This is a genomic window from Pseudomonas sp. JDS28PS106 (genome assembly GCF_036706555.1).
In the GTDB taxonomy this organism is placed as follows: domain Bacteria; phylum Pseudomonadota; class Gammaproteobacteria; order Pseudomonadales; family Pseudomonadaceae; genus Aquipseudomonas.
The window spans coordinates 65027-86424 of record NZ_JBAJGT010000017.1 but is presented as its reverse complement, the minus strand read 5'-3'; the positions used below and the strand labels follow the sequence as shown (position 1 = coordinate 86424).

At 57.3% G+C, this 21398-nt stretch carries 16 protein-coding genes and 1 pseudogene; 5 read left to right on the top strand and 12 right to left on the bottom strand.

Features of this window, described 5'->3' with window-relative positions:
• Positions 1-480 precede the first annotated feature (480 nt).
• The 4 genes from TRP66_RS21305 to TRP66_RS21290 all read right to left on the bottom strand — a co-directional run bounded on the left by TRP66_RS21305 (position 481) and on the right by TRP66_RS21290 (position 6180).
• Complete coding sequence (locus TRP66_RS21305) at positions 481-2331, bottom strand: AAA family ATPase (protein WP_333406866.1); 1851 nt, start codon at positions 2329-2331, stop codon at positions 481-483.
• 776 nt (positions 2332-3107) lie between these two features.
• Positions 3108-4094 carry a class I SAM-dependent methyltransferase gene (locus TRP66_RS21300; protein ID WP_333406864.1) on the bottom strand — a complete coding sequence of 329 codons (987 nt, stop codon included), beginning with the start codon at positions 4092-4094 and terminating at the stop codon, positions 3108-3110.
• Positions 4091-5533, bottom strand: coding sequence for an iron-containing redox enzyme family protein (locus TRP66_RS21295; RefSeq protein WP_333406862.1), 1443 nt, complete (start codon positions 5531-5533; stop codon positions 4091-4093). Before TRP66_RS21295 ends, TRP66_RS21300 begins: the two co-directional genes overlap by 4 nt.
• A 146-nt stretch (positions 5534-5679) precedes the next feature.
• Positions 5680-6180, bottom strand: coding sequence for a CinA family protein (locus TRP66_RS21290; protein ID WP_333406860.1), 501 nt, complete (start codon positions 6178-6180; stop codon positions 5680-5682).
• A gap of 259 nt (positions 6181-6439) precedes the next feature.
• Between TRP66_RS21290 and TRP66_RS21285 the strand changes: the two genes are divergently transcribed.
• The gene (locus tag TRP66_RS21285) at positions 6440-6952 is read left to right on the top strand and encodes a DUF4142 domain-containing protein (protein ID WP_333406891.1); all 513 of its coding nucleotides are present in this window, start codon (positions 6440-6442) and stop codon (positions 6950-6952) included.
• A 60-nt stretch (positions 6953-7012) separates the two neighbouring features.
• Here TRP66_RS21285 and TRP66_RS21280 read toward each other — a convergent pair whose 3' ends face one another.
• The 3 genes from TRP66_RS21280 to TRP66_RS21270 all read right to left on the bottom strand — a co-directional run bounded on the left by TRP66_RS21280 (position 7013) and on the right by TRP66_RS21270 (position 8777).
• Positions 7013-7276 carry a DUF1652 domain-containing protein gene (locus TRP66_RS21280; protein ID WP_333406858.1) on the bottom strand — a complete coding sequence of 88 codons (264 nt, stop codon included), beginning with the start codon at positions 7274-7276 and terminating at the stop codon, positions 7013-7015.
• A gap of 371 nt (positions 7277-7647) precedes the next feature.
• A complete protein-coding gene (locus TRP66_RS21275) occupies positions 7648-7845 on the bottom strand; it encodes a hypothetical protein (RefSeq protein WP_333406856.1) in 198 nt (65 codons plus the stop codon).
• Positions 7846-7895: 50 nt separating this feature from the next.
• A complete protein-coding gene (locus tag TRP66_RS21270) occupies positions 7896-8777 on the bottom strand; it encodes a manganese catalase family protein (protein WP_333406854.1) in 882 nt (293 codons plus the stop codon).
• Between the two features lie 407 nt (positions 8778-9184).
• Between TRP66_RS21270 and TRP66_RS21265 the strand changes: the two genes are divergently transcribed.
• The 3 genes and pseudogenes from TRP66_RS21265 (at position 9185) to TRP66_RS23710 (ending at position 11565) form a co-directional block, all read left to right on the top strand.
• The gene (locus TRP66_RS21265; protein ID WP_333406852.1) at positions 9185-9409 is read left to right on the top strand and encodes a DUF6555 family protein; all 225 of its coding nucleotides are present in this window, start codon (positions 9185-9187) and stop codon (positions 9407-9409) included.
• A gap of 233 nt (positions 9410-9642) precedes the next feature.
• Positions 9643-10662 (top strand): annotated as a pseudogene (locus TRP66_RS23715) (methyl-accepting chemotaxis protein); the annotation flags it as partial.
• Positions 10648-11565: a methyl-accepting chemotaxis protein gene (locus TRP66_RS23710; protein ID WP_442965242.1), complete on the top strand. Its 918-nt coding sequence runs from the start codon at positions 10648-10650 to the stop codon at positions 11563-11565. The pseudogene TRP66_RS23715 and the gene TRP66_RS23710, both read left to right, overlap by 15 nt.
• A gap of 56 nt (positions 11566-11621) precedes the next feature.
• Here TRP66_RS23710 and TRP66_RS21255 read toward each other — a convergent pair whose 3' ends face one another.
• The 4 genes from TRP66_RS21255 to TRP66_RS21240 form a co-directional block, all read right to left on the bottom strand.
• Positions 11622-13502 (bottom strand): acyltransferase family protein, encoded by a 1881-nt coding sequence (locus TRP66_RS21255; RefSeq protein WP_333406848.1) that lies wholly within the window; start codon positions 13500-13502, stop codon positions 11622-11624.
• A 69-nt stretch (positions 13503-13571) separates the two neighbouring features.
• Complete coding sequence (locus tag TRP66_RS21250) at positions 13572-14831, bottom strand: hypothetical protein (protein WP_442965241.1); 1260 nt, start codon at positions 14829-14831, stop codon at positions 13572-13574.
• A gap of 46 nt (positions 14832-14877) precedes the next feature.
• Positions 14878-16191 (bottom strand): hypothetical protein, encoded by a 1314-nt coding sequence (locus tag TRP66_RS21245; protein ID WP_333406846.1) that lies wholly within the window; start codon positions 16189-16191, stop codon positions 14878-14880.
• 302 nt (positions 16192-16493) lie between these two features.
• Positions 16494-18116, bottom strand: a complete 1623-nt coding sequence (locus TRP66_RS21240; protein ID WP_333406844.1) for a glucan biosynthesis protein D — start codon at positions 18114-18116, stop codon at positions 16494-16496.
• A 507-nt stretch (positions 18117-18623) separates the two neighbouring features.
• Between TRP66_RS21240 and cfaB the strand changes: the two genes are divergently transcribed.
• Positions 18624-19808 carry a C17 cyclopropane fatty acid synthase CfaB gene (gene cfaB, locus TRP66_RS21235; protein ID WP_333406842.1) on the top strand — a complete coding sequence of 395 codons (1185 nt, stop codon included), beginning with the start codon at positions 18624-18626 and terminating at the stop codon, positions 19806-19808.
• A gap of 11 nt (positions 19809-19819) precedes the next feature.
• Here cfaB and cls read toward each other — a convergent pair whose 3' ends face one another.
• Complete coding sequence (gene cls, locus TRP66_RS21230) at positions 19820-21259, bottom strand: cardiolipin synthase (RefSeq protein WP_333406840.1); 1440 nt, start codon at positions 21257-21259, stop codon at positions 19820-19822.
• Between the last annotated feature and the right edge of the window lie 139 nt (positions 21260-21398).

Sequence of the window (21398 nt, the reverse complement as noted above, 5' to 3'; positions counted from 1 at the left end):
CTTTGTAGTGGTCAGAGGGATCTGCCAGGCTAAGGGCTCGACAGTCCATGATCGCCCCGAGCAAATCCTGAAATCAGCCTTTGGCGAGGACAGGCTCCCTGTTTGCTGCTTTTCCATCGTGGCCGAGGGCTTGATGCTAGCCATAACACCGGTAATGGTTCACAAGGCAGGAGCCTGGGTTAGTGAAATTTCGGTAACTAGGTCAATCCTGCGATGGCGATAACAGTCTATGACAATGAGCGCAGTTTCAAAGGCCAAGAGAGAGGCAAATAGGGTTCAAATGTCTCTCGCTGGCATCTGTCCTTGGCAGGGTGACCCGCCCAAATCTCAGGTTCACCCGCAGCGGTGTAAAGGCTCTCCAGATCTCTACGCTTGAGCGATCGCATCATCGAGGTCTTGCCACGCAGCGTGGGTTGACACTCGAAGGAGTCGATGCCTATGAAGAGTCTCCGAGTGCGATGAGCTTTTTAGTGAATCACCTTATTGATGATTCACGGCGAGAATATGGTCGAAAACCTTGTTGCATAAGTCCGTCAATGGCGGCGTAAGATCCCACGGTGATCGGTTCATGACTTCAATGGCTTCTAGACAGAATTTGACCTTGTCGTTGATGGTGCCGCTCTGGTCGGCAAACACGCGACGCTCCTGCTTGCCTCTTCCTTTGAGACCAAGGGCTTTGTCCAGGAGGTAACCTATGCCATTCGCGGAGTCTTCTATCTTATCGGTAAGCTTGTCGAGATTATCGGCTGATAACCCGGAAACTGTGCCCTTATGCTTGCGCGAGTAAATGGCCTTCGCCGCATCGAGTATTACGTTACGCGGCAGAAGATTTTCAATTTCTTTGCACTTTAGGATGTGTAGGCGCATGCCAAGCTGAGCTTCGAGAATGGTGGCACGATCACCTTTTCCCGCGATGTCCCCATCCGCGATTACGAAAGCGGAGGAACAGATGTTGGAAGCGCTTAGATACCCCAAATCATCATCTTCATCGAATGACCAGTGCCCCAAGGTGCCGCCCTGATATTCCACAAAGGCGTAGTGAAAGTTCTCCAGCAGTCCTTCAAGCTCAGATTTTCTTCTAAGGTCACTGCGTGTTTCGATGTATTTTTTCAGAAACACCGCAAGGTACAACCTATCGGTGATACCTTCTACCCAGATAGTCGAGTTGGCTAGATACACTGATGACGCCGTGATACCGAGCTCTGCCAACAGTTCTCTATCCCTAGTGCTCTCCTGCACACGATATGTCGCCTTTGATCTGTTTCCTATTTTTGTGACCTTTTGTATGACCACACGTGTGTCTATTTCTGCCAGATCAAGCAGATGGTTGGAGTGCGTCGTTGCAAAATAATAATGGTTCGTATGGTTCAACAAGAAAAGCGCGAGCTTTCTCAAGAGGCCTGGGTGTAGGCACGCTTCAGGCTCTTCGATGAAGAAAATCGAATTTTCTCGCTCAAGAAATGCGGAGGAGGTAATTATAATGACCTGTTGCAGCCCGTCACCTAGATCATATATTGGAAATTGGTCGTCATCCCCAATTTTGACTGATACAGTATCCTTGCCGTATTCGGGAATAAGAGTGATCTCCGCGCCTCCAAAAAATTCGTGACCTAGAATTTTTTCATACGCTCTGATTCGTTCCCGGTCTCCAGGATGGCCCAATAAGAACCGTACTAATAACTGATAGAGATCAAATCCAGTTATAATATTAGGCGCGCCTGAGGTTTTCGCATCAGGGAAATAATCTTTGATGGTGCGATTTCGAAATGCGTCATTCTCTGGGTCTAAAGGGCGCATTCCTCTCAAGATTGGAACGTAATGATGCTTAAGTGAAAGGGATTGATTCAGGTTGGAGAGTATTTCAGCAATTGTGTCGGCGTCTGTTTCGTGGCTTCCAGGAATGGAAAACATCTGTTGGAAACTTTGAAAGGCCGCAACGTCATCTCCTCCACCCGATAATGAGTACGTATGCCTTCTTGCCTCTGCAAGTACCTTTAAAAAAGAATCTGAAAGAAGTTTGATTTCTGAAATAGCATAACTCATGCCCTGTGACAATTTTATAAATGCTTCAGAATTAAAATTGCTAATTCTAGGTCTGGCTATCATAAAGCTTTTGATCGCGCTAGCCCCTTGGAGCGCCTCTTCAAGATCAGTACCAAAGGCAATCTGCATTTCTGATTGGTTGCTTGTAAATAGTGTGCGTAACAGCCGGCTTTTGCCGCTGTTATTGGGGCCTATGAGTAGATTGAAACGTCCTGTGTGTATTTGTGAATCGGAGTTTTCTATCACGTATTTGGTAAGTTTGGATGACCAGATCGAGTTAATGTTCATTTTTTGCCTAGTGTAATATGTGTTAAGTGAAGAGGTATTATCATGCATCGACATGCAGTCAGGTTAAATACTTGTGGGAACAGCAATCAACGATCATAACCACTGAATCATCCCTACAACCAACGATGTAACCTTCCTGGTCAGGTTTACCACATTGCTTACCAAGCTTTTCATGCCGGCAGCTTGCTTCACTTAGAGAGAGCTTATACGGCCACTTCCCGTGGCTGGAATTTTCTATCTTAAGCAATAGATCGAGGGCAGTGTTAAAATTTACCTGGACGGTCCGCTAAGGTCTTGAAGTCCATGAAATCGGTTGTTGGCATCATTGCTCCAATCTGGTTTGAGCCAAGAGAAGATGAAACGCGTACACGAAACTGTATGTGTCACCAGTACAATGCGTTCAAGCGTTGGGTGCAAGGCTTTGTGCCATCGCCGGATGCTTGGCCTCGGAGTGTTGAATAGAACCGCGTCTGGTCATTCACAGGGCAAGGAAGGTCAGCCGTCAGTCCGGGATTCCCCTTACCCCGAGTGACACTCTTGATAGGGTGGGAGGCCGCGCCGCTCATGGCGGCGACAATTTTAATTCTCTAGAGCGTTCGGCGTGACCGGCTCTTTGAGAGGTTGCGACAGTTTTGCGAGATTTCGCAAACGAGCTGGAAGCCGCGAAAAACGAGGGCCTTCTGCGACAGCTTTAATTCTCTAAATTCAAGCTGGAATTTGAATGAAGGGGAATGGCTGGCAAGTTTTCGGTCAAGAAAACTTACCAGCCAAATCCGTCACGCCTCCGCCTGCCGAGTCACGATCAGCTCGACCGCTGCAATGCGGTCAACTTCTTCATACCCCGGCTCTGCGAGCTCTTCGCCGAACACATCAGGATCAAGTTCCCGGTACGTCCAGCTAAAGCCCCGCTGCTCGATATCCTCTTCCACGGCATCGAAGAACGGGTCGTGTTCTCCCACCATGGCGACACCGGTGTAGAGCACCACCGATCCGCCGGGGGCCAGCCGGTGCATCGATTCACGCACGATCTTGACCGAGAGATCGGCGCCCAATGCATCGCCGCCATGGCGATAGGCTCGACGACGCGAATCCTTCATGTACGGAGGGTTGGCGACGATCAGATCGAAAGCGCCTTCCACACCGCCGAGAATGTTGCTGTAGCGACATTCCAGGTTATCCACACCCGCTACGCGACTGTTCACTTGGGCAAAGTGCAAGGCCTTGGGATTAATATCCACAGCGAAGACTTCCGCCTCGGGCCGGGCGCGTGCAACCAACAGGGCGCCTGCGCCGCTTCCGCAGCCGATATCCACAGCCCGCAATATCGGATGGGTCGTGGTCTGCAGATGGAGATTGATCGAATGGGCAAAGCGGTAGGTGTCAGGCCCGAAGAAGACAGAATCTTCATCGGTGGTAGGGAAGGCCGAGTGAGTCAGTAGTAACCCATCCAGGCTCGACCACCGAACCCGACTTTTGAAGCCATCAAGATGGCTTTCGAGAATGCCGGCCTCCAGCAGTGCTTCGGACTCGCTGGCGGGCAGTAAATCAGCGGGCATGATCCGGCTCCAGCCGAATACGTCACGCAGTGATTTGGCAGTCTGACTGCCGGGGCGCTGATTGACTCTCTGGTGGGTCACGGGCGTCGGGGTGATGAAATAGTAGTGTTCACTGTTCAGGCGGTCCGCCAGTTCGATCAATGCCGCCGGGTCCGGCAGGTTGGCGTTGGAGAGCACTTCCGGGCACAGCTGTCGGGATGCGCTCATGCGGTTGCACCCACCATTCGCTCGCACATCGCGTCGACGAACAGGCGAGTAGCGTGCAAGCCCGCCTGGCTGGAATGCCGCGCCGGCGACATGCTCTGAATCAGCATCAGCATTTTTTCGCCAGGCGCGGCGCAGCGTAGCTTCTCGTCCAGCTCGTGAACATCCGGATCGATTTCTTCGACCGGCACCGAGGGCATCTGGTTGGTGCCGGAGGTCGTACGGAAACGAGAGCGGAAGGCTTCAGGCAAGCGCTTGCCGGTCGGCATCGGCGCACTGCCGTCGGAAATCGACTCTCCGGCGATCCAGTCGTGTACGAGCTGTTTCTCATACCCGTTGAAGACGCCGAACATCGGTGCGCCAGCGCCTTCGATCAACTGCCAGAACCGGCTTTCCTGCGGGTCCTGGTTACGTTTGATCCAGCCACGGTTTTCCAGCACGGCAAGGAACTCAGCGATCTGGTCGGGTTTGGCGAGCCATTCGTTGACAGTCTTGCCGTCCAGACGGCAGTAGTCCGAATGCATGTGCTGGCCGAAGGTGCGCTTGCGTTCGAGCATGGAGATCATCTCCTGCTCCATGTCGAACGATTTGATGACGGCGGAGGACCCGACACCCAGCTCGTTGAGCTTGTAGCCACGGATGACACGGCGATAAAACTCCTCGCGTTCCTCGCCGACCGGCAGCAGTCCCATCACGCTCTGCGCCGCCTTGCGGGCATGGCCGGTGCTTGCGTTGTCGATGGTCACATGCAGCGTGAAGTAATACGGGTCGATGCCCAGTTCGTTCAGCTCGAACGACGTGATGAGCAGATGCAGCGGCAGTTGTTCGTAGCCCAGGTTGTAGCCGATCACTTCGGGCAGGTATTGCTCGCCCAGGTGGCCAAGCGCGAGCTGAATGGCGCCCTGGGTATAGAGTTCATCGGGCAGGGGAGCAGTTGTGTCGCAGTCGAGATCCGCGATCAGTTTGCGGTACAAGGACACATGATTGAGCGCCTGCTCACCATCTCCCAGCTCTTCGAGGTAGGTGCGGATCAGCCCATGAAAACGGTAATCGCCCCAATGCGGCAGCAGGCCGTATAGCCAGGCACCGTCGACCAGCTTGGTCGGCGCAACTTGCTGGATGAAGTACAACGCATGGGCTTTGTTACGAAAGAAACGACGGGGCTGGCCGGTACGACGCTGTTCAAGGTAGAGCGCATATTGCTCGGCGACCTCGGTAACGCCTCGTTCCATCCACTGTTCGAGTTCCTGAGCGTTGGCCGGAAGGTCACAAGGCTCTCTGTCCGCCAGGCTCAGGCAGTGGTTGAGAAATGCAGCGGTTTCAGACTTGTCTTCCGACACGGTTTCGCTCATCCATGCCTGATAGAGCGCTTTCGCACTGGTGTCCTCGACCACGGCTGGGTTGACGACAACACGGCTTGTCATCAGCTGAAGAGACGTCATAGAAATCATTCCTTGGCAGTTTGAAGATCGCGCAAGAAAAGAACACGCGATGCCCGTCTGTTGTTCTCTTTCAACTGAGTGCCGCTGATGTCGGAAAATTCACCGGATCCGTTCCTTGACCGATGGGCGGCAACTCATCATTTCGTTCAAGGATGCTCGCCGTTCAATACACGTTTATGAAAATGCGCGATATGGGTCAGCGCATGCATGGCCGCCTGATGCTGAACCTCTTCTCTGCTTCCTGAAAAACGGTGTTTGCGGGTGAATACGACCGGTTTTTCATCACGAATGAAACCCCAGGCAAAACAGACGGTGCCGGCGGGAATGCCGTCCATGTCGTCCGGTCCGCAGAGACCTGTCGTGGCGACAGCCACGGTTGCCGGACTGTCGTGCAAGGCGCCGAGCACCATTTCCCGGGCGACCTCGACGCTGGTGAGATTGAACTGCTCGATGGTCTGTGGGCTGACCGCCAGCAGGCGCTGTTTGGCTTCGGGTGAATACACCACGTAGCCGCATTCGATGAACGAGCCGCTGCCCGGCACCGTTGCCAGCAACGTGACGATTTCACCGGCCGTACAGGATTCGGCGGTGGCCAGCAGCAATTCCTGATCCTGTAGATAGCCCACAACTTCTTCGATGGTCTTCATGATCGAACCTTGTCATGCATGGCGAAGCGGCCGGATAAATAGAGCCTGCGCCTCGCATCGGTTGGAGAGGCCGCGCAACGCAGCCTGGTGTCTGTCGATTGACTTGAGGCGGCGCGCAGGCGTTCCACTCATCCGGCGTATGGCCGTCTGATCACCATGAATGCAAAAAAAGATGAACGTCACTTCAGCGTGTCAGTCACAGATTTTGTGCCGTCGCTGGCCGACGGCCCACCCCAGCCCAAGAAAAGGAATGATCAAGATGACCAATAAATTTCGTATGAGCGCTCTTGCTGTTGTGCTTTCGCTAGGCTGCCAGGCGGCGATGGCTGATTCGGAAGATTTCGTCGAAGACGCTTCCGCCAAGGGGGTTGCCGAAATCGAAGCAGGCAAGCTGGCGCAGGAAAAAGGTACTTCCGCGGACGTCAAGACCTTCGCTCAGCAGATGATCAAAGATCACACCGAAGCCAACCAGAAGCTCAAGACTCTTGCCCAGACCAAGAAACTCGAGATTTCTGACGATGCCATGCTGCTGGACAAGGCCAAGGCAATGATCCTGGAACTGCGTGGTGCCAAGTCCTTCGATCAGGCTTACGCCAACAACCAGGTTGTTGCTCACGAGCAGACCATCGAGTTGTTTGAAGAAGAAATCAAGGATGGCAAAGACGCCGACCTCAAGAAGTTCGCAACCGATACGCTGCCAAAGCTGAAAGAACACCTGGAGCACGCCAAGAAGCTGGCCGCAGCTCATGGCGGCGAAGCAGCCAAGAACTGATCTCTGCTGGTTATATCCGTTCGGGGTGGCTGGAAAAATCCGGGCCGCCCCGTTCAGGTTTCAACTCTGGCCTGCTTGAACGCGCTGCTCATTGGCAAGTCGGGCAAGCGCCAGCTCCGTGCGTAATTCCGCGATCATTCTCATAACCTGACGGCTCGTCTGTAGATCGGCCAGGGCAATCCCCGTTACGAATAGCTCAACCCTTCCTGTATCCACTTCGTGGATTTTGACTGTAAGTGCATCGTTGCTGGTCAGTTCGCATCTGCATGCAAGCGGCGCGAACCCTGATTCAATGATCTGACGAATCTCTGTAGTCGAGAGCAATCACGGGTCCTGATGAAGTATTCCAGTTAGCCCGGAGCTGTTTTGGACATACTGGATTAGTTGGGGTGAGTCAGCATTCAGCCAGATTAGATCCGACGCTTCAAGTAGTGCCGGGATCAGTGGACGTACTGGTGCGCAGTGCGAAGTTCTGATGCATCCATTCAATCCAAATGGCTGGCAAATACCGAAGAGGCAACTCTTTTGAATAGTTGTCCTGAATGGTTCAACAAGGCACTTGCGAGCTCAGAATGGCAAGTTGCAGTGATTCTTGATGCCTAATAAAAATGGCCCATTCAAGAATGGGCCATTTGAGGCCCGATGAACCTGAGTAACGCTGTTCATCGGGCGGTGCCTGGATCGAGGGCTGACGTTTATGGTCTGGGCAACTCGTTCTCCAGCAGGGTTCCTACACCAAAGACATTCACCGCCATCGAAACCTGAAAACCTCTGCAGGCGTTCAGTGCATCGATCTCGAAGGCCTGCAGGCCTGACAGGAATGCCTGGTCCCGCCTGTCCGCGCGCGAGGCGCGGCCAGGGGGTACAGCAACTGCGGAACGTAACTTTTTCATGATGCAGTCTCCATCCATGTTCACGAAGGTCATTGCATCAAGGACTCAAGTTACTTGTCCTTGCCCTGGACCAGGCCGGAGCCCAGATCGGCGCCGGTTACAGGTTTGGCAGTCGGATCGGACATGGTGCGCAGTTTCATGGCTTCCAGGACTTCGGCGTCCTGGGCGTTCAGGGTCACTGAAGCCGACCCATCACCGCCGTCGACAGCAGGTTCTGGCGTTTCCACGTATTCCCACTCCGGACCCTGGTTCCACGGGCCACGGACATTCGGCTCGCCGGACATGCTGAAGTACTTGTTGGTGAACTCCGGCATGCCGGGCAGCTTGCCTTGCGGGAAGTTCGGCTGAATGGAATGCAGTGCTTTCTCGAACGACATCTGGTGAGCGATCTCACGCGTCATCAGGAAGCCCAGCGCATCTTTCACGCCTGGGTCAGTGGTGACGTTCATCAAACGTTCGTACACGATCTTGGCGCGTGCTTCGGCGGCAATGTTGGAGCGGAAGTCTGCGGTAGGCTCACCGATGGTGTCGACATAGGCAGCGGTCCATGGCACGCCAGCCGAATTGATCAACGGCGCGCCTGCGCCATAGAGAAGGCTGGTGATGTGCGAGTCGTTACCGTCGCCGTTGATCGCGCGATACAGCTCACCTTCTTCCTGAACGCCCTCGGCCAGCTGACCTTTGGCGCCTTTGTTGAGCATCACGATGATGGAACCTACAATTTCCAGGTGGCTCAGCTCTTCGGTAGCGATGTCCATCAGCAGGTCCTTACGACCTGGATCATCTTCGCTCAGACCCTGGGTGAAGTAGCGAGCGGCAGCGGCGAGTTCGCCCTGTGCTCCGCCAAATTGTTCGAGGAGCAGGTTGGCCAGGCCCGGGTTGGGCTCGGCGACACGGACGGTGTACTGCAGACGCTTGTTATGAATAAACATTGTCGTTTCCTCAGGCTTATTTCTTCGGAAGCGTTTACTCATTTGCATGAGCTTAATTCAACGCGGTCACAGGTTAAGAAATGAGCCAGCCGGCGATGTTGCGAAAAAACGCAGCAAAACAGGACAAACGGTAGGAAAAGTCTGGTTCCATAGATTTTATTTTTCGTCGCTACTGGAGCGTCTAGATACGCCCTTTGCGGGCTTGCGAGCTGAAAACGGGATATCAAGCGAAACGGGCTTGCCCCGACTTTCATTGAAAAAACCTATGAACTAAAGGATGCGTATACCAGGGAGAAAGAACCTTAAATAGCTGGCTATTTGATATTGCTGTTTGAAAGTTGAAAAAAGGTTGGAATCTTCTCGACGCATTACGATCTGTTTTGCGTGTGTATAAGGAGGATCAAGTCATGCCTGATGAGAAACACTACCGGATCGACTATTTGCTTCACGGCAACTACAAGACCTTTTACATCCGGGCAGGCGCCATGGACAACCAGGAAGCCTGGCACTGGGCAACGGTCGATGCCGGTTTTGGCGCTATTCCCAAATATCGCTCGGACAAGGTTCCGAAGCTGAGCAAACCCCAGGCCGAAAAGCTGGGGCTGTCGAACGTCGAGTGGACGATGGCCTGATGGCCAGGTACGGAAGCGCCGTCTTATCGCGGCGCTTCTTGCATCAGATATGTCCTTCAGCGCCGCCCGTACATCCTCTGCAGCCCCCGCCGACCGGATCTTGAGAACTGATTTGGATTTTTTGGTCAAGTTTTCGGGTTTTCCTGCCGATAGCTCTAGCGCGCAGGTCTGCTGGCAATAACAACAATTTCCTCAGCGTTTTCGTGCGCACCAACGCACATCAAGGAGATTGTATGCACAGCAGATTTGCGAATGTCAGCGTGAAGATGAAGCTGGCGCTGGGATTCGGCGCGGTTCTGGTTTTCACGGCGCTCCTGGCGCTTGTCAGTTGGCTTAGCCTCGACAAACTGATCACTCGAACCGAACGCACCAGCGACATCACCGAATTGAGCAACAAGCTGACTGTACTGCGCATGGCTCGCATGCAGTACATGCTCAGCAACGGCGACGAAACCGCCGCCCAGAACGTTCAGACCCATCTCGAAGCCTTCGCGGCTTACCAGCAGCAACTCCTCAAGACACTGACCAACCCGGTCAATCTCAAGCCCTTGAACCAACTGGCCGAAGTTACCGGGCAATACCAGGTTTCCCTCAACAAGATGCGCTCCGCCTACCAGACCAGCGCCAAGGTCCGCGCGGAAATGGGCGTGAATGCCGGCAAGGCGTTCGGCCTGATCGCTTCGCTCAGCGACACTGTGACCAACCGCGACCCCTACGACCCCGCCCGTTCTGACCAGTTGCAACTGATGGCCAGCGCCAAAATGGATGTTCAACTGGTTCGCTATGAAGTTCGCGGCTACACGGGCAACCCCACTGCCCGCACTGAACAGCTGGCTTTCAAGCAGCTGGAAACCTCGATCAATGGAGTCGACCGCCTCAAGCCCGTTTTCAGTGGCGCCGATGCCGACAAGGTTGCGCAGCTGGAAACCGCACTGCGCGAGTACCGTGGTTCGGTAGAAGCGTTCAAGGCGGCCGATGCCGATATCAACGTGGCACGTCAGGAAATGGTCGTCGAAGGCGACGCCATTTTCAGCCTGGGCCAGGAGCTGTATGGCCTGCAAATGTCGCTCGCCAAGGACGACACCTCTCAGGCTCGCACCATGCAGCTGACCGGTGCTCTGATCGCGCTGCTGCTGGGCGTGTTCGCGGCCATCATCATCACCCGCCAGATTACCCAGCCGCTGCAAGAGACACTGGAAGCCGTCGACCGGATTGCCGCGGGCGATCTGACTCACAGCATGACCGTGACTCGCCGCGATGAGATGGGCATGTTGCAGCAAGGCATCCAGCGCATGGGCGCCACGCTGCGTGATCTGATCTCCGGTATTCGCGACGGCGTCACGCAGATCGCCAGCGCGGCCGAACAATTGTCAGCGGTCACCGAGCAGACCAGCGCGGGCGTGAACAGCCAGAAGGTCGAAACCGATCAGGTCGCCACCGCGATGCAGGAAATGTCGGCCACCGTGCACGAAGTGGCGCGCAACGCCGAGCAGGCTTCTTCCGCGGCGTCCACCGCTGACAAGGAGGCTCGTGAAGGTGATCAGGTGGTGGGCGAGGCCGTGGCGCAGATCGAGAAGCTGGCCGCGGAGGTCATGCGCTCGTCCGATGCCATGTCAGTGCTCGAACAGGAAAGCGACAAGATCGGCAAGGTCATGGATGTGATCAAGGCGGTCGCCGAGCAGACCAACCTGCTGGCGCTCAACGCCGCAATCGAAGCGGCGCGGGCGGGGGAGGCGGGGCGTGGATTTGCGGTGGTGGCCGATGAAGTTCGCGGCTTGGCGCAACGCACTCAGCAGTCGACGGAGGAGATCGAGAGTCTGGTGGCCGGCCTGCAGAACGGCACACGTCAGGTATCGGACATCATGCTCAGCAGTCGCAGCCTGACGGACAGCAGCGTGAGCCTGACTCGCAAGGCGGGCGCTTCGCTGGAAACCATCACCCAGACCGTTTCCAATATCCAGGCGATGAACCAGCAGATCGCGGCGGCTGCCGAACAGCAGAGTTCCGTGGCTGACGAAATCAGCCGTAGCATCATGAGCGTGCGGGATGTCTCGGAGCAGACCGCCGAGGCGAGCGAGGAAACCGCTGCGTCGAGCGTCGAACTGGCCCGCCTGGGCGGTCAGTTGCAGACCATGGTCAGCCATTTCCGCGTGTAGGTCGAACGGGGGCATGCCGGTTCCGGCGTGTCCCCGTCATGCGGCTGGCGTGTTTTTCAGTTGATCAACTGCGGCAGCACATAATTCTTGACGATGAACACTGAGCCTTCTGCGCTCAAGTGGCCTGAGTCGATCTGCAACAATGCCTGGCTGTCCTGTAGCCGTACTAGACAGGCGTCGCCTTCGCACAGCTTGTCGATCAACGAGACGAATTGCACGTCCGCCGGGTTGACCAGCTGACGGGTGGCTTGATCCACGGCCAGAATGCTTCGGTCCAGTGCCGGGTCGCTGATGTAGGAGTCCTGCACGTCCCAGTGTCGGTTGGCAATGACGCTGGGCAGCGACGGATTCCACTGCGGCAGCGGTCCTATCAGTACGATGTGTTTAACGCCATAACTCTTGAGCCGGGCGGCGATGTCGCTCCAGTGGGTTTTGTCGTGGCCATCCTTCTGCGCGATGACCACGATGTCCGGCCGCAACGCCTCGATGCTTTTCAGCGCAGTGCGGTTGGAATAGGTGCAGGCTTCCCGAATGGCTGTCATCCGGCCACGCTCGGGTAGCAGACTTGGGCGGCAACTGGCCGAGGCCACCTGATAGAAGGGAACATCGCGCGCCAGCAAGGTCCGCAGCCCCAGCGACAACGCTTGAGCATGGGAATCGCCCCACAGGAATACGCCACCTTCGCCGCGACTGGCGATGCAGGACGGATCGATGCCCGACTGGCCTCGCACATTGATCGCGGAAAAGGCGTCGCACTTGAGCCAGTAGGGCTCATACAGATTCTGCTGGCGCTCTACATAGTCCTGAATAAATCGCGCTTTATCCGACACGCTGATGGTCCGGACATCTGTGACCGCGCCACCGCTTGCGGTCACTGCGGCCCCGCCGACGAATACTAGAGCGATCAGGGCGCCAGCCGTACGAAACGCCCAGCCTTGCTGGCCGATCTGGCCGGTGGGTTTCTCCACCAATCGATAAGAGGCCGCCGCCAGCGCAAACGCCGTCAGGATGCCCAGCAGAACGTAGGAAGTCTCACCCAGCCAGCCGGCATAGTTCATCAGCACGACGACCGGCCAGTGCCACAGATACAGCGAGTACGACAGGGTGCCCGTGGCCTGCGAGAGCTGGGTATCGGTGAACACGGAGTCCTGGCGCGCGGCGACGATGACGGCGTATGTGCCCAGCACTGGAAGCAGGACCAGATAGCCCGGCCAGACGTCCTGTGCTGTCAGCAGCACAAAACCGGCCAGGATCAGCGCCAGACCGGCTCCTTCCAGCAGCCGCTGTGCCAGGGGACGCAACGTCACGGGAAACAGACACGCGACGCCGCCGAGCAGCAGTTCCCAGGCGCGGGTCGGCAGCAGATAGAACGAAGGTTCAGGCCACATGTGAGAAGCGAACACACAAAGCCCGAAGCCTGCCAGGCAGCCGCCCAACACCCACCAGCGTAGATTGGCCAATGAGACAAAGCGCACCAGAATCAGCAGCGCCACGGGATACAGCAGGTAGAACTGCCATTCCACCGACAGCGACCAGGTGTGGAGCAGCCACTTTTCATGAGCATTGGCAGTGAAGTAACCCGCCTCGCTCCAGTAGACGAAGTTGGACACGAAGCCCAGGCTGCTCGCCACATGCGTGCCCAGCGCGCTGTAATCCAGCGGCAGCATGAAAAACCAGCCCGCCACCAGCAGAACCAGGCACAGCACCGCCAGAGCCGGAATGATCCGTTTTGCCCGGGATCTGTAGAAACCCGACAGGGTAAAGGTCCCGGCTCGCATGCCGCGCATGATGATGCCGGTGATCAGGAACCCTGAGATCACGAAGAACACGTCCACGCCGGCGAAACCGCCGGGCAGCCAGGCCGGTTGAAAGTGGTAGACCAGCACCGCGATAACTGCGATGGCTCGCAGTCCATTGATATCTTTTCGAAAATCCATGAGCGTGCCCCAGTGAGAGGGAAGGACAGGGTATGGCGGGATGAGGCGGGCCTTGCGAAGAGCATCGACCTAAGGACTCAGCCGGATGATCTTGGGAAAGTTGGTCAGCGTCATCGAGGCCGAGCATTGATCGTTCTCGCAGCGCCATTGCCGATCGCTCTCGACCAGGCCCTGTTCGGCCTTGACGGTATCGGTCAGCCGCACCGGACCGCTCATCGCCAGTGAGGTGACGATGCGTTCTTCTCGGGGCTTGCCGATCGCCCAGGCCACCAGCACGCGTTCCGATCCCTTATGGAAATGGAGCTGGTAGAGGTTGTCGCTCAGAACGCTCGCCTGTGGTTCGTAGGTGAAATCGCGAACGATCGGAGCGATGGCCCGCATCATGGTGTAGGCCGGCTTGGGTGAAAGGTCTTCATGGAGCATACCGAAGTTGTGCTCCTGGTCATGGCGGTCAGGCCCGTCGTTGTACAGGTCGTACCACCACATGCCTTTGACATTGGGCACGGTGCGGGCGAGAAAGAAGATTCGCGCCATGTAGACCGCCTGCGTCACCTCGCTCTTGCCGCAAGGCCCCTGGTGGCTCGGCCAGGCCATTTCCGTGAGATACAGCGGCACATCGCGTCCAGCCTTGGTACGAATGTGGTGCTCGTAATCGCTCATCCAGCGGACCCAGGCTTCCGGCGTATTGCCGTCGTTGGCCGCGCAGTGCGCGTAAGGATGCACGGACAAGCCGTCCACCAGATCCAGCGCGCCGCTTTCGATCAGGCTGTCGGCAAAGCCGAAGCGCATTCCGTCGGGGGTCACTGCGCCCGCCAGAATTTTCGCGGGTGTGCCCGCCAGGCTTTGGGTGTTCTTGCGCAGCAGCGGTGCGGTTTCCTGCACCAGCTTCGCGTAGTCCAGACTCAACTGCCGATCTTTCGGCGCTTCGAGATCCCACTCGTTCCAGATCTCGTAGTAGTTGACCCGGTTGCCCAGCTGGCGGCTGACGTAATCGACGTACCGCAGCCAGTCCTTGGTGACTTCCGGGGTCCGCGGTTTGGCGCCTTTGTGGTACGGCGTGCCGTAACCGAGAATCGCCAGCCGGCTCATGTTCAGGGTGCTGGCCGTCTCCAGATAGCTGCGCCACTGCGGCATGATGCGCAGCCGGTTGCGCTGCGGCTCGGCAGTTGACCAGAACACGTCGTCCTTGAGAGCGTTGAATCCGGCATCGGCAGCCAGCATCAGGGGTTTCTTTGCCGAACGTTCGTAATTCATCAAGTGGGTGGAGATACCCAGGATGAAGGGCGAGTCGGCGGCCATGGCCGAACCGCACAGCAGGCTGCCGGTCATGATCAGGCTCAGCACGTTGCGCATGCGCAGCTTCATGGCAAGCCCCTCAGTAGGCAGCTGGAGCGGAGAGGGGGTTCAGCTTGACCGGTCGGGGCCGGACGCCTGAGGGATCTTCGACCCGACTCCCCGTCAGCGCGTAGCCGGCCGCCATGCCGATGAAGAGGTTGGCGACCGCGACTTCGAACATATCGGTGGTCCAGCTGATCAGGCACCAGCAGAAACCGCTCGCCAGCAGCATGCGGCCCATGCGTGAGGCATCATTGCTCAGACGAAACAGCATGGGGATTTGCAGCATGTACAGCAAAATGCCCAGTACGCCGAACATGGCCCAGAGGTACATGGCGCTGCTGTCCGCCCCGAGCAGAATCTCGCCGCCGGGAACCGGGAAAATCGCCATGGTGCTGCCGACCATGCCGAAGCCCGCACCCGTGAGTCCCCAGCCGTTGGTATTCATGGCCTCCACCAGCCGTGGCCAGGTGTTGTTCAAGCGGTCATACAGCGAGGCCAGCGAGCTGCCTCCACTGCTGACGGTCCGCATATCGAAGTCGTACATCAGACCCAGCGTCGGCAGCACCAGCCCGATACCTACGACCACTACACACAGGATCCGGCAGGTCCAGGTCATACGCTGAATGAACAGCAGGCCCATGGTCAAGGCGAAGGCGGCGGCTGGCGCCTTGCTGGTGGTCAGTACGATGCCGTACATGGCCACGGCGCTCAGGGCGAGTCGCAGCAGTGTCGATCGTATGAACGTCAGCAGGTAGATCGTATACAGCGCGATGAGGATCGACAGCACGTTGGACACGCGAGCGAAGCCGGCGATCCGATCCTGCTCGTCAGCGCTCCAGGCCGTGTTGGCGCTCAGTTCGGTGTCACCGACCTGATAGCTGTAGCCCTTCCAGGGCACGTAGCTGTACTTGTCCAGCGCGACACCGATGAGGGAAGCAGCCAGACAGAACCCCATGGCCCAGCACAGTGCCTTCTTGCGATGCAGCAGATGCTGACTGCACACCAGACCGAAGAGCAGGGGGCTCAACGCGAACAGACTGAACGCCAGATTGGAAAGGCTGGCGCCATGAAGCATGGCCAGCAGCCCCGACAACAGCCATACCACCATGAACACCCAGAACAGCCGCCCGGCCTTGTAGGCGCGCAGCTCTAGAAGAAACAGCAGCACACAACCCACCTTGGGCAAGTAGAGCAGTGGGCCTACGCCGGCTTTATCGAAATAGAAACGCAAGGCGCCGGAAAAGGTTTCGACCAGCAGCAGGCCGATGGCAACCCATACCGCCGCGGTTGAGGTGTCGAAAGACATGATCGACGATTTCTCGCCACCACTGTGCGCAGGATTCAACTCCATGATGTCTGCCTTCTGAATAGCGTCAGGGAACGAACGGACAAAGCTACCGCCCATCGACCGCGCGGAAGGGGTCGATTCAGGGGAGCCAGGATAGGGAGAGAGGTCTGGAGCGAATGCTCGCAACGGCGTGACAGGGGATATATCAGCCGCTGATGGCGAGCCTGTCAATTAATTCGACAGAATTAATTGCGCAAGGCGATTGGTCAGCCGGGCGTGGCGCAAAACAGACCACGCTTGGCGGGCGTTAAGTGACGCGGTGGCGCTGACCACCGCGTCCTCACACGCGGGCTACGCGGTGTCGATCATGGATACTTGCGTTTGTCCGGAGCAGGCGGGAAATACTGGTACATCCAGGTTTCGCTCAAGGTCCGCTCCCGCGAGGAACGGATGAACATACGCATTTCCACCGGGTCCACTGAGTCGCTGGTAGGTATCCAGTCGAAGGTCACGCGATAACCTTTGATGTCCGGCAGTTCCAGGATGTTGAAGTCCTGAACCTTGCCGTGCGATACCGTGACCACCGGTTCGATGCCGACGCCTTCGGGCAGGCGGTCCAGGCCGCCGCCGTGGAAATCGACCGCGAAGCGGCGAGCCCAGGTCTTGGGATAATGTTCGCCCGGTGCCCAGCCCTCGAGGAAGCCGCCCATGCCTGAACGCGTGGCATGGATCTGCGCCAACGGCGTGCTCACCGGCGGCAGCGCGCTCCAGAACAGCTTGTAGCCGTAATTGAGCGAGTCGCCAGCCTTGACCGGCTTCTTGGGTGTCCAGAACACCACGATGTTGTCCATCGTCTCGCCGGTCGTCGGCAGTTCCAGCAGGCTTACCGCGCCTTCGCCCCAAGGCGTGGTCGGTTCTACCCACAGGCTTGGACGGCGGCTGTACCAGACGACGGTGTCTTGATAGCTGGAAAACTCATGGTCGCTCTGGACCAGACCGAAGCCTTTCGGGTCCTTGTCCGCAAACGCGCTGAACTGTGGTTTCTTCGGGTTGTTCAGCGGGCGGCAGATCCATTCGCCATTGCCGTTCCACATGGACAGGCGGTCGGAGTCATGAATCTGCGGATGAATGGTGTCGCACATGTGGCGTTCGTGGGTGCCACAACTGAACATGCTGGTCATCGGCGAGAGGCCCAGTTGTTCGATGTCGGTCCGTGCGTTCACGTGGGCATCGATTTCCATGACCACCTGATTGGCCTGGCAATCGATATCGAAGCGGTAGGCACCGGTCGCGCTTGGCGAGTCGAGCAGCGCGTACACCACGAACCGGGTGGCGTTCTTGTCCGGCGTCTCGAACCAGAACTTGGTGAAGTCAGGAAACTCTTCCTGGCGCTTGGCGTAGCTGTCGATTGCCAGGCCGCGCGCGGACAGGCCGTACTGCTTGCTGCCATCGACGGCGCGGAAATAGCTGGCACCCAGAAATGAAACGATGTCGTGAATGGCGATTTCAGGCGCCTTGAACAGTTTGAAACCGGCAAAACCCAGGTCACCTTTGACCAGGTTCTTGTCGATGCCGCTGTTCTCGTAATTGAACAGGTCGTGGCGGAAGTGGACCTCCCGCGCCTGCTTGGTCTTGGCATCCACGCTGTACATGCGTACGGGCGTCTTGAAACCCATGCCGACATGGAAGAAGTGCACGTCCAGTTGGCCCCGAACTTCTTTCCAGAGCGAATGGTTCGGGTCATAGCGGATAGCGTTGAACTGCTGCGGGGTCATGTCCGCCAGCACCGGCGGCAACACCTGTTTGGTACTGACGTAGCCTTTGCCGGCCATTTGCTTGGCATGAGCCTGCAACGCCGCGAAGTCGAAATGCTCGATTTCGCCGTCGGCTGCCGCGGCAAGCGCGCGCGCAGCGAAAAGCCCCGAGGCTGGCACGCTGCTATAAGCCGCCAACGCCATCGACGCTTTCAGGAGATTCCTGCGATTCATAAGGTGAAGCCTCTGAGTAATGCTGTGCGTCCTGCACAAAAAAATGCGCGCCAACCACTCCTTGCCGAACGCAAACTACCCACAACAGATAACAAAGACGAGATGCGGTTCGAAAAAAGCCTGAAAAAAAATGGCGGGCAAAGGAAGCCAGCCTCATGGCGAAAGGCCCGGCCGGGTGGCGATAACGGGACCCCAATCAGGTCAATCATGCTCTGCCCCGCGTGGCGCAAGGCCTGCGTGGCGCTCATCTTCTGCCAGCCGGATTCATGCGTGTTGCCGTGATGCAATCTTCATGGACGCGAGCCGACGAACTCTGTTACAAAATATGAGCTTCCAACGCAGGGTGATCCAGATACGGGCTGCTTCTCTGGTTTGAAATCGTGGGTTCGCGTGTCATTCCCGCTGTCGATTGATGTTGTCACCAGCTTGCCGTCAGCCTGACGGTTCCGGGTGGAATCCGCTTTTGGACTATCCTTTTTTCCAGCTTCTGGATGAGGGGTGTTACCTATGATCGCGCAACTTCCCCCGGCTCTTCGGAACCTCAAGTTGCCGCTGCGACTCAAGCTCTGGGACGGACGCCAGGTTGATCTCGTTCCCGATCCGAGCGTGACGATTCTGGTCAAGGACCCACAGTTGGTCTCTGACTTCACCCATCCCAGTTTCAATCTGCTTGGCAGTGCTTTCGTCGAAGGCAGGATGGAGCTCGAAGGACCCATCAGCGAGGTGGTGCGGGTGTGCGACGAGCTGACCCGCGTCATGGCCAGTGAGCCAGAGCCTGCTTCGCCAAGCCGCACGCAGCATGACAAGGACACCGACGCTGCGTCGATTTCCTACCACTATGACCTGTCCAACGACTTCTACCAGCTCTGGCTGGACCAGGAGATGGCCTACTCGTGCGCCTACTTCAAGACCGGAAACGAATCGATCGAGCAGGCTCAGCTGGATAAATTCGAGCACCTGTGTCGCAAGCTTCGCCTGAAATCCGGCGATTACCTGCTGGACGTCGGATGCGGCTGGGGAGGGTTGGCGCGGTACGCTGCCCGACATTTCGGGGTCAGGGTCTTTGGTATCACCCTCAGTCGCGAGCAGCTTGAACTGGCGCGCCGGCGCGTCGACGAGGAGGGCCTTGCCGATCAGGTCGATCTGCAACTGCTCGACTATCGCGATCTTCCCCAGGACGGTCGTTTCGACAAGGTCGTCAGCGTCGGTATGTTCGAGCATGTCGGACATGCCAATCTGGCGATGTACACGCAAAAACTCTTCGGTGCGGTGAAGGAAGGCGGGCTGGTGATGAACCATGGAATCACGGCTCGCTATACCGATGGCCGTCCGGTCGGCCGCGGCGCCGGCGAGTTCATTGACCGGTATGTATTCCCTAACGGCGAGCTGCCGCATCTGACGATGATCAGCGCCGATATCAGCAACGCAGGTCTTGAGATCGTCGACGTCGAAAGTCTGCGGCTTCATTACGCGCGCACCCTGGAACACTGGAGCAGCCGGCTGGAATCACGCCTCGATGAAGCGGCACGTCTGGTCCCGACCCAGACGCTGCGGATCTGGCGGCTGTATCTGGCAGGCTGTGCTTACGCCTTTTCGAAAGGCTGGATCAATCTTCATCAGATACTGGCTGTCAAGCCCTTTGCCGATGGTTCCACCGGTCTGCCGTTGACCCGCGAGGACCTTTATCGCTAGCGGTTTGCGATTCAGAGAATCGGCGAAATCAGCCGCGCAACGCGCATGCCCAGTTGATGCAAGCGGCGCGTTTCGCGGCTCTCCTGAAGGGTGATCTCCCGGGCAAGGGCGAAGTCCGCCATCAGCATCGCTTCGACCTGCCCGGAAAACTCCGGGTCGACGGTCAGCAGCATCAGCTCGAAGTTGAGCCGGAAGGACCGGTTGTCCAGGTTGGCGCTGCCGATCGCCGTGATTTCGTTGTCCACCAGCACCACCTTCTGGTGCATGAACCCTGGCTCGTACCGATAGACCCTGACGCCTGCACGTACCGCATCGAATGCGAACAGGCTGGAAGCGGCATACACCACATAATGGTCTGGACGACCGGGCAGCAACAACCTGACATCGACTCCGCGCAGCACGGCCAGCCTTAACGCAGCCGACACGGCTTCGTCCGGTATGAAGTAAGGGCTGGTTATCCACACGCGCTGCTCGGCCGCATGAATCGCTTCGACGAAGAACAGCGAGCAGGTTTCCTGCGCGTCGGCGGGACCGCTCGCCAGTAATTGGCACAGCACACCTTTCTCGGGAAATTGCTCCGGCAGGCTGAGTGGCGGCAGTTCGCGAGTGGCCCAGAACCAGTCTTCGGCGAACGACTCCTGCAGGCAGGCGACGACCGGGCCGATCACTTCGACATGCGTATCTCGCCACGGCGCCAGGGGAGGCTTGAGCCCCATGTACTCGTCGCCCACGTTATGGCCACCCAGGTAACCCTTGACCCCGTCGACAACTACGATCTTGCGGTGATTGCGGAAGTTGATCTGAAAGCGATTCAGCCAGCCCCCCCGAGTAGCGAATGCTTTGATATGAACGCCGCCCGCGCGGAGTTTTTCGCTGTAGGAGCCCGGCAATGCATGGCTGCCTATCCGGTCATACAAAACAAAAACGGCCACGCCTTCGGCAGCTTTTTCCAGTAGCAGATCCTGAAGATGGCGGCCCAGCGCGTCGTCATGAATGATGAAAAACTGGACGAGGACGGTTTGCCGGGCCTCGCGGATCGCTCTAAACATCGCAGCGAAACTCGCGTCACCATTGATCAGCAGCTTCACTTCATTGTTCGCCAGCGCCGGGGTGTAACCCAGTTTCGGCATCGCCCGCAGGGAAGCATAGGCATCCGACTGACGCGCGGCGACTGCTCGCTCGACCCAGGGCCGCCAGTTCAGACTGGCGATGGCGGTCCGCATTTCGGCGTTGGCATCGCGTCGGGCCCTGATATAGGCGTCGAAGGAACTGCGACCGAACACCAGGTAGGGGATCAGCGTGAAGTATGGGATAAACAGAAGCGACATCGCCCATGCGATTGCGCCCTGGGCTGTGCGCACCGTCAGCAGCGCGTGGATGGCCGCTCCGATACCCAGCAAATGAATGAAACCCAGAACGTAGCCAAAGAAATACGGGCTGTGATAATCCATATGGCGGCAAGCTCCTGTCTTGGTGTTCAGCAGACCATGCCAAGATATGAATGTCGCTTTTTTCTCCCAAGTGCAACCGGTATGGTCATTCGCCGTCTAACGGACAGTCTGCGACATGGCTTCACAGGATCATCACTCA

Bases quoted from the DNA above. Each gene is read 5' to 3' on its own strand.
- TRP66_RS21305 (WP_333406866.1), bottom strand. From the start codon at position 2,331: ATGAACATTAACTCGATCTGGTCATCCAAACTTACCAAATACGTGATA.
- TRP66_RS21300 (WP_333406864.1), bottom strand. From the start codon at position 4,094: ATGAGCGCATCCCGACAGCTGTGCCCGGAAGTGCTCTCCAACGCCAAC.
- TRP66_RS21295 (WP_333406862.1), bottom strand. From the start codon at position 5,533: ATGACGTCTCTTCAGCTGATGACAAGCCGTGTTGTCGTCAACCCAGCC.
- TRP66_RS21290 (WP_333406860.1), bottom strand. From the start codon at position 6,180: ATGAAGACCATCGAAGAAGTTGTGGGCTATCTACAGGATCAGGAATTG.
- TRP66_RS21285 (WP_333406891.1), top strand. From the start codon at position 6,440: ATGACCAATAAATTTCGTATGAGCGCTCTTGCTGTTGTGCTTTCGCTA.
- TRP66_RS21275 (WP_333406856.1), bottom strand. From the start codon at position 7,845: ATGAAAAAGTTACGTTCCGCAGTTGCTGTACCCCCTGGCCGCGCCTCG.
- TRP66_RS21270 (WP_333406854.1), bottom strand. From the start codon at position 8,777: ATGTTTATTCATAACAAGCGTCTGCAGTACACCGTCCGTGTCGCCGAG.
- TRP66_RS21265 (WP_333406852.1), top strand. From the start codon at position 9,185: ATGCCTGATGAGAAACACTACCGGATCGACTATTTGCTTCACGGCAAC.
- TRP66_RS23710 (WP_442965242.1), top strand. From the start codon at position 10,648: ATGACCGTGACTCGCCGCGATGAGATGGGCATGTTGCAGCAAGGCATC.
- TRP66_RS21255 (WP_333406848.1), bottom strand. From the start codon at position 13,502: ATGGATTTTCGAAAAGATATCAATGGACTGCGAGCCATCGCAGTTATC.
- TRP66_RS21250 (WP_442965241.1), bottom strand. From the start codon at position 14,831: ATGACCGGCAGCCTGCTGTGCGGTTCGGCCATGGCCGCCGACTCGCCC.
- TRP66_RS21245 (WP_333406846.1), bottom strand. From the start codon at position 16,191: ATGGAGTTGAATCCTGCGCACAGTGGTGGCGAGAAATCGTCGATCATG.
- TRP66_RS21240 (WP_333406844.1), bottom strand. From the start codon at position 18,116: ATGAATCGCAGGAATCTCCTGAAAGCGTCGATGGCGTTGGCGGCTTAT.
- cfaB (WP_333406842.1), top strand. From the start codon at position 18,624: ATGATCGCGCAACTTCCCCCGGCTCTTCGGAACCTCAAGTTGCCGCTG.
- cls (WP_333406840.1), bottom strand. From the start codon at position 21,259: ATGGATTATCACAGCCCGTATTTCTTTGGCTACGTTCTGGGTTTCATT.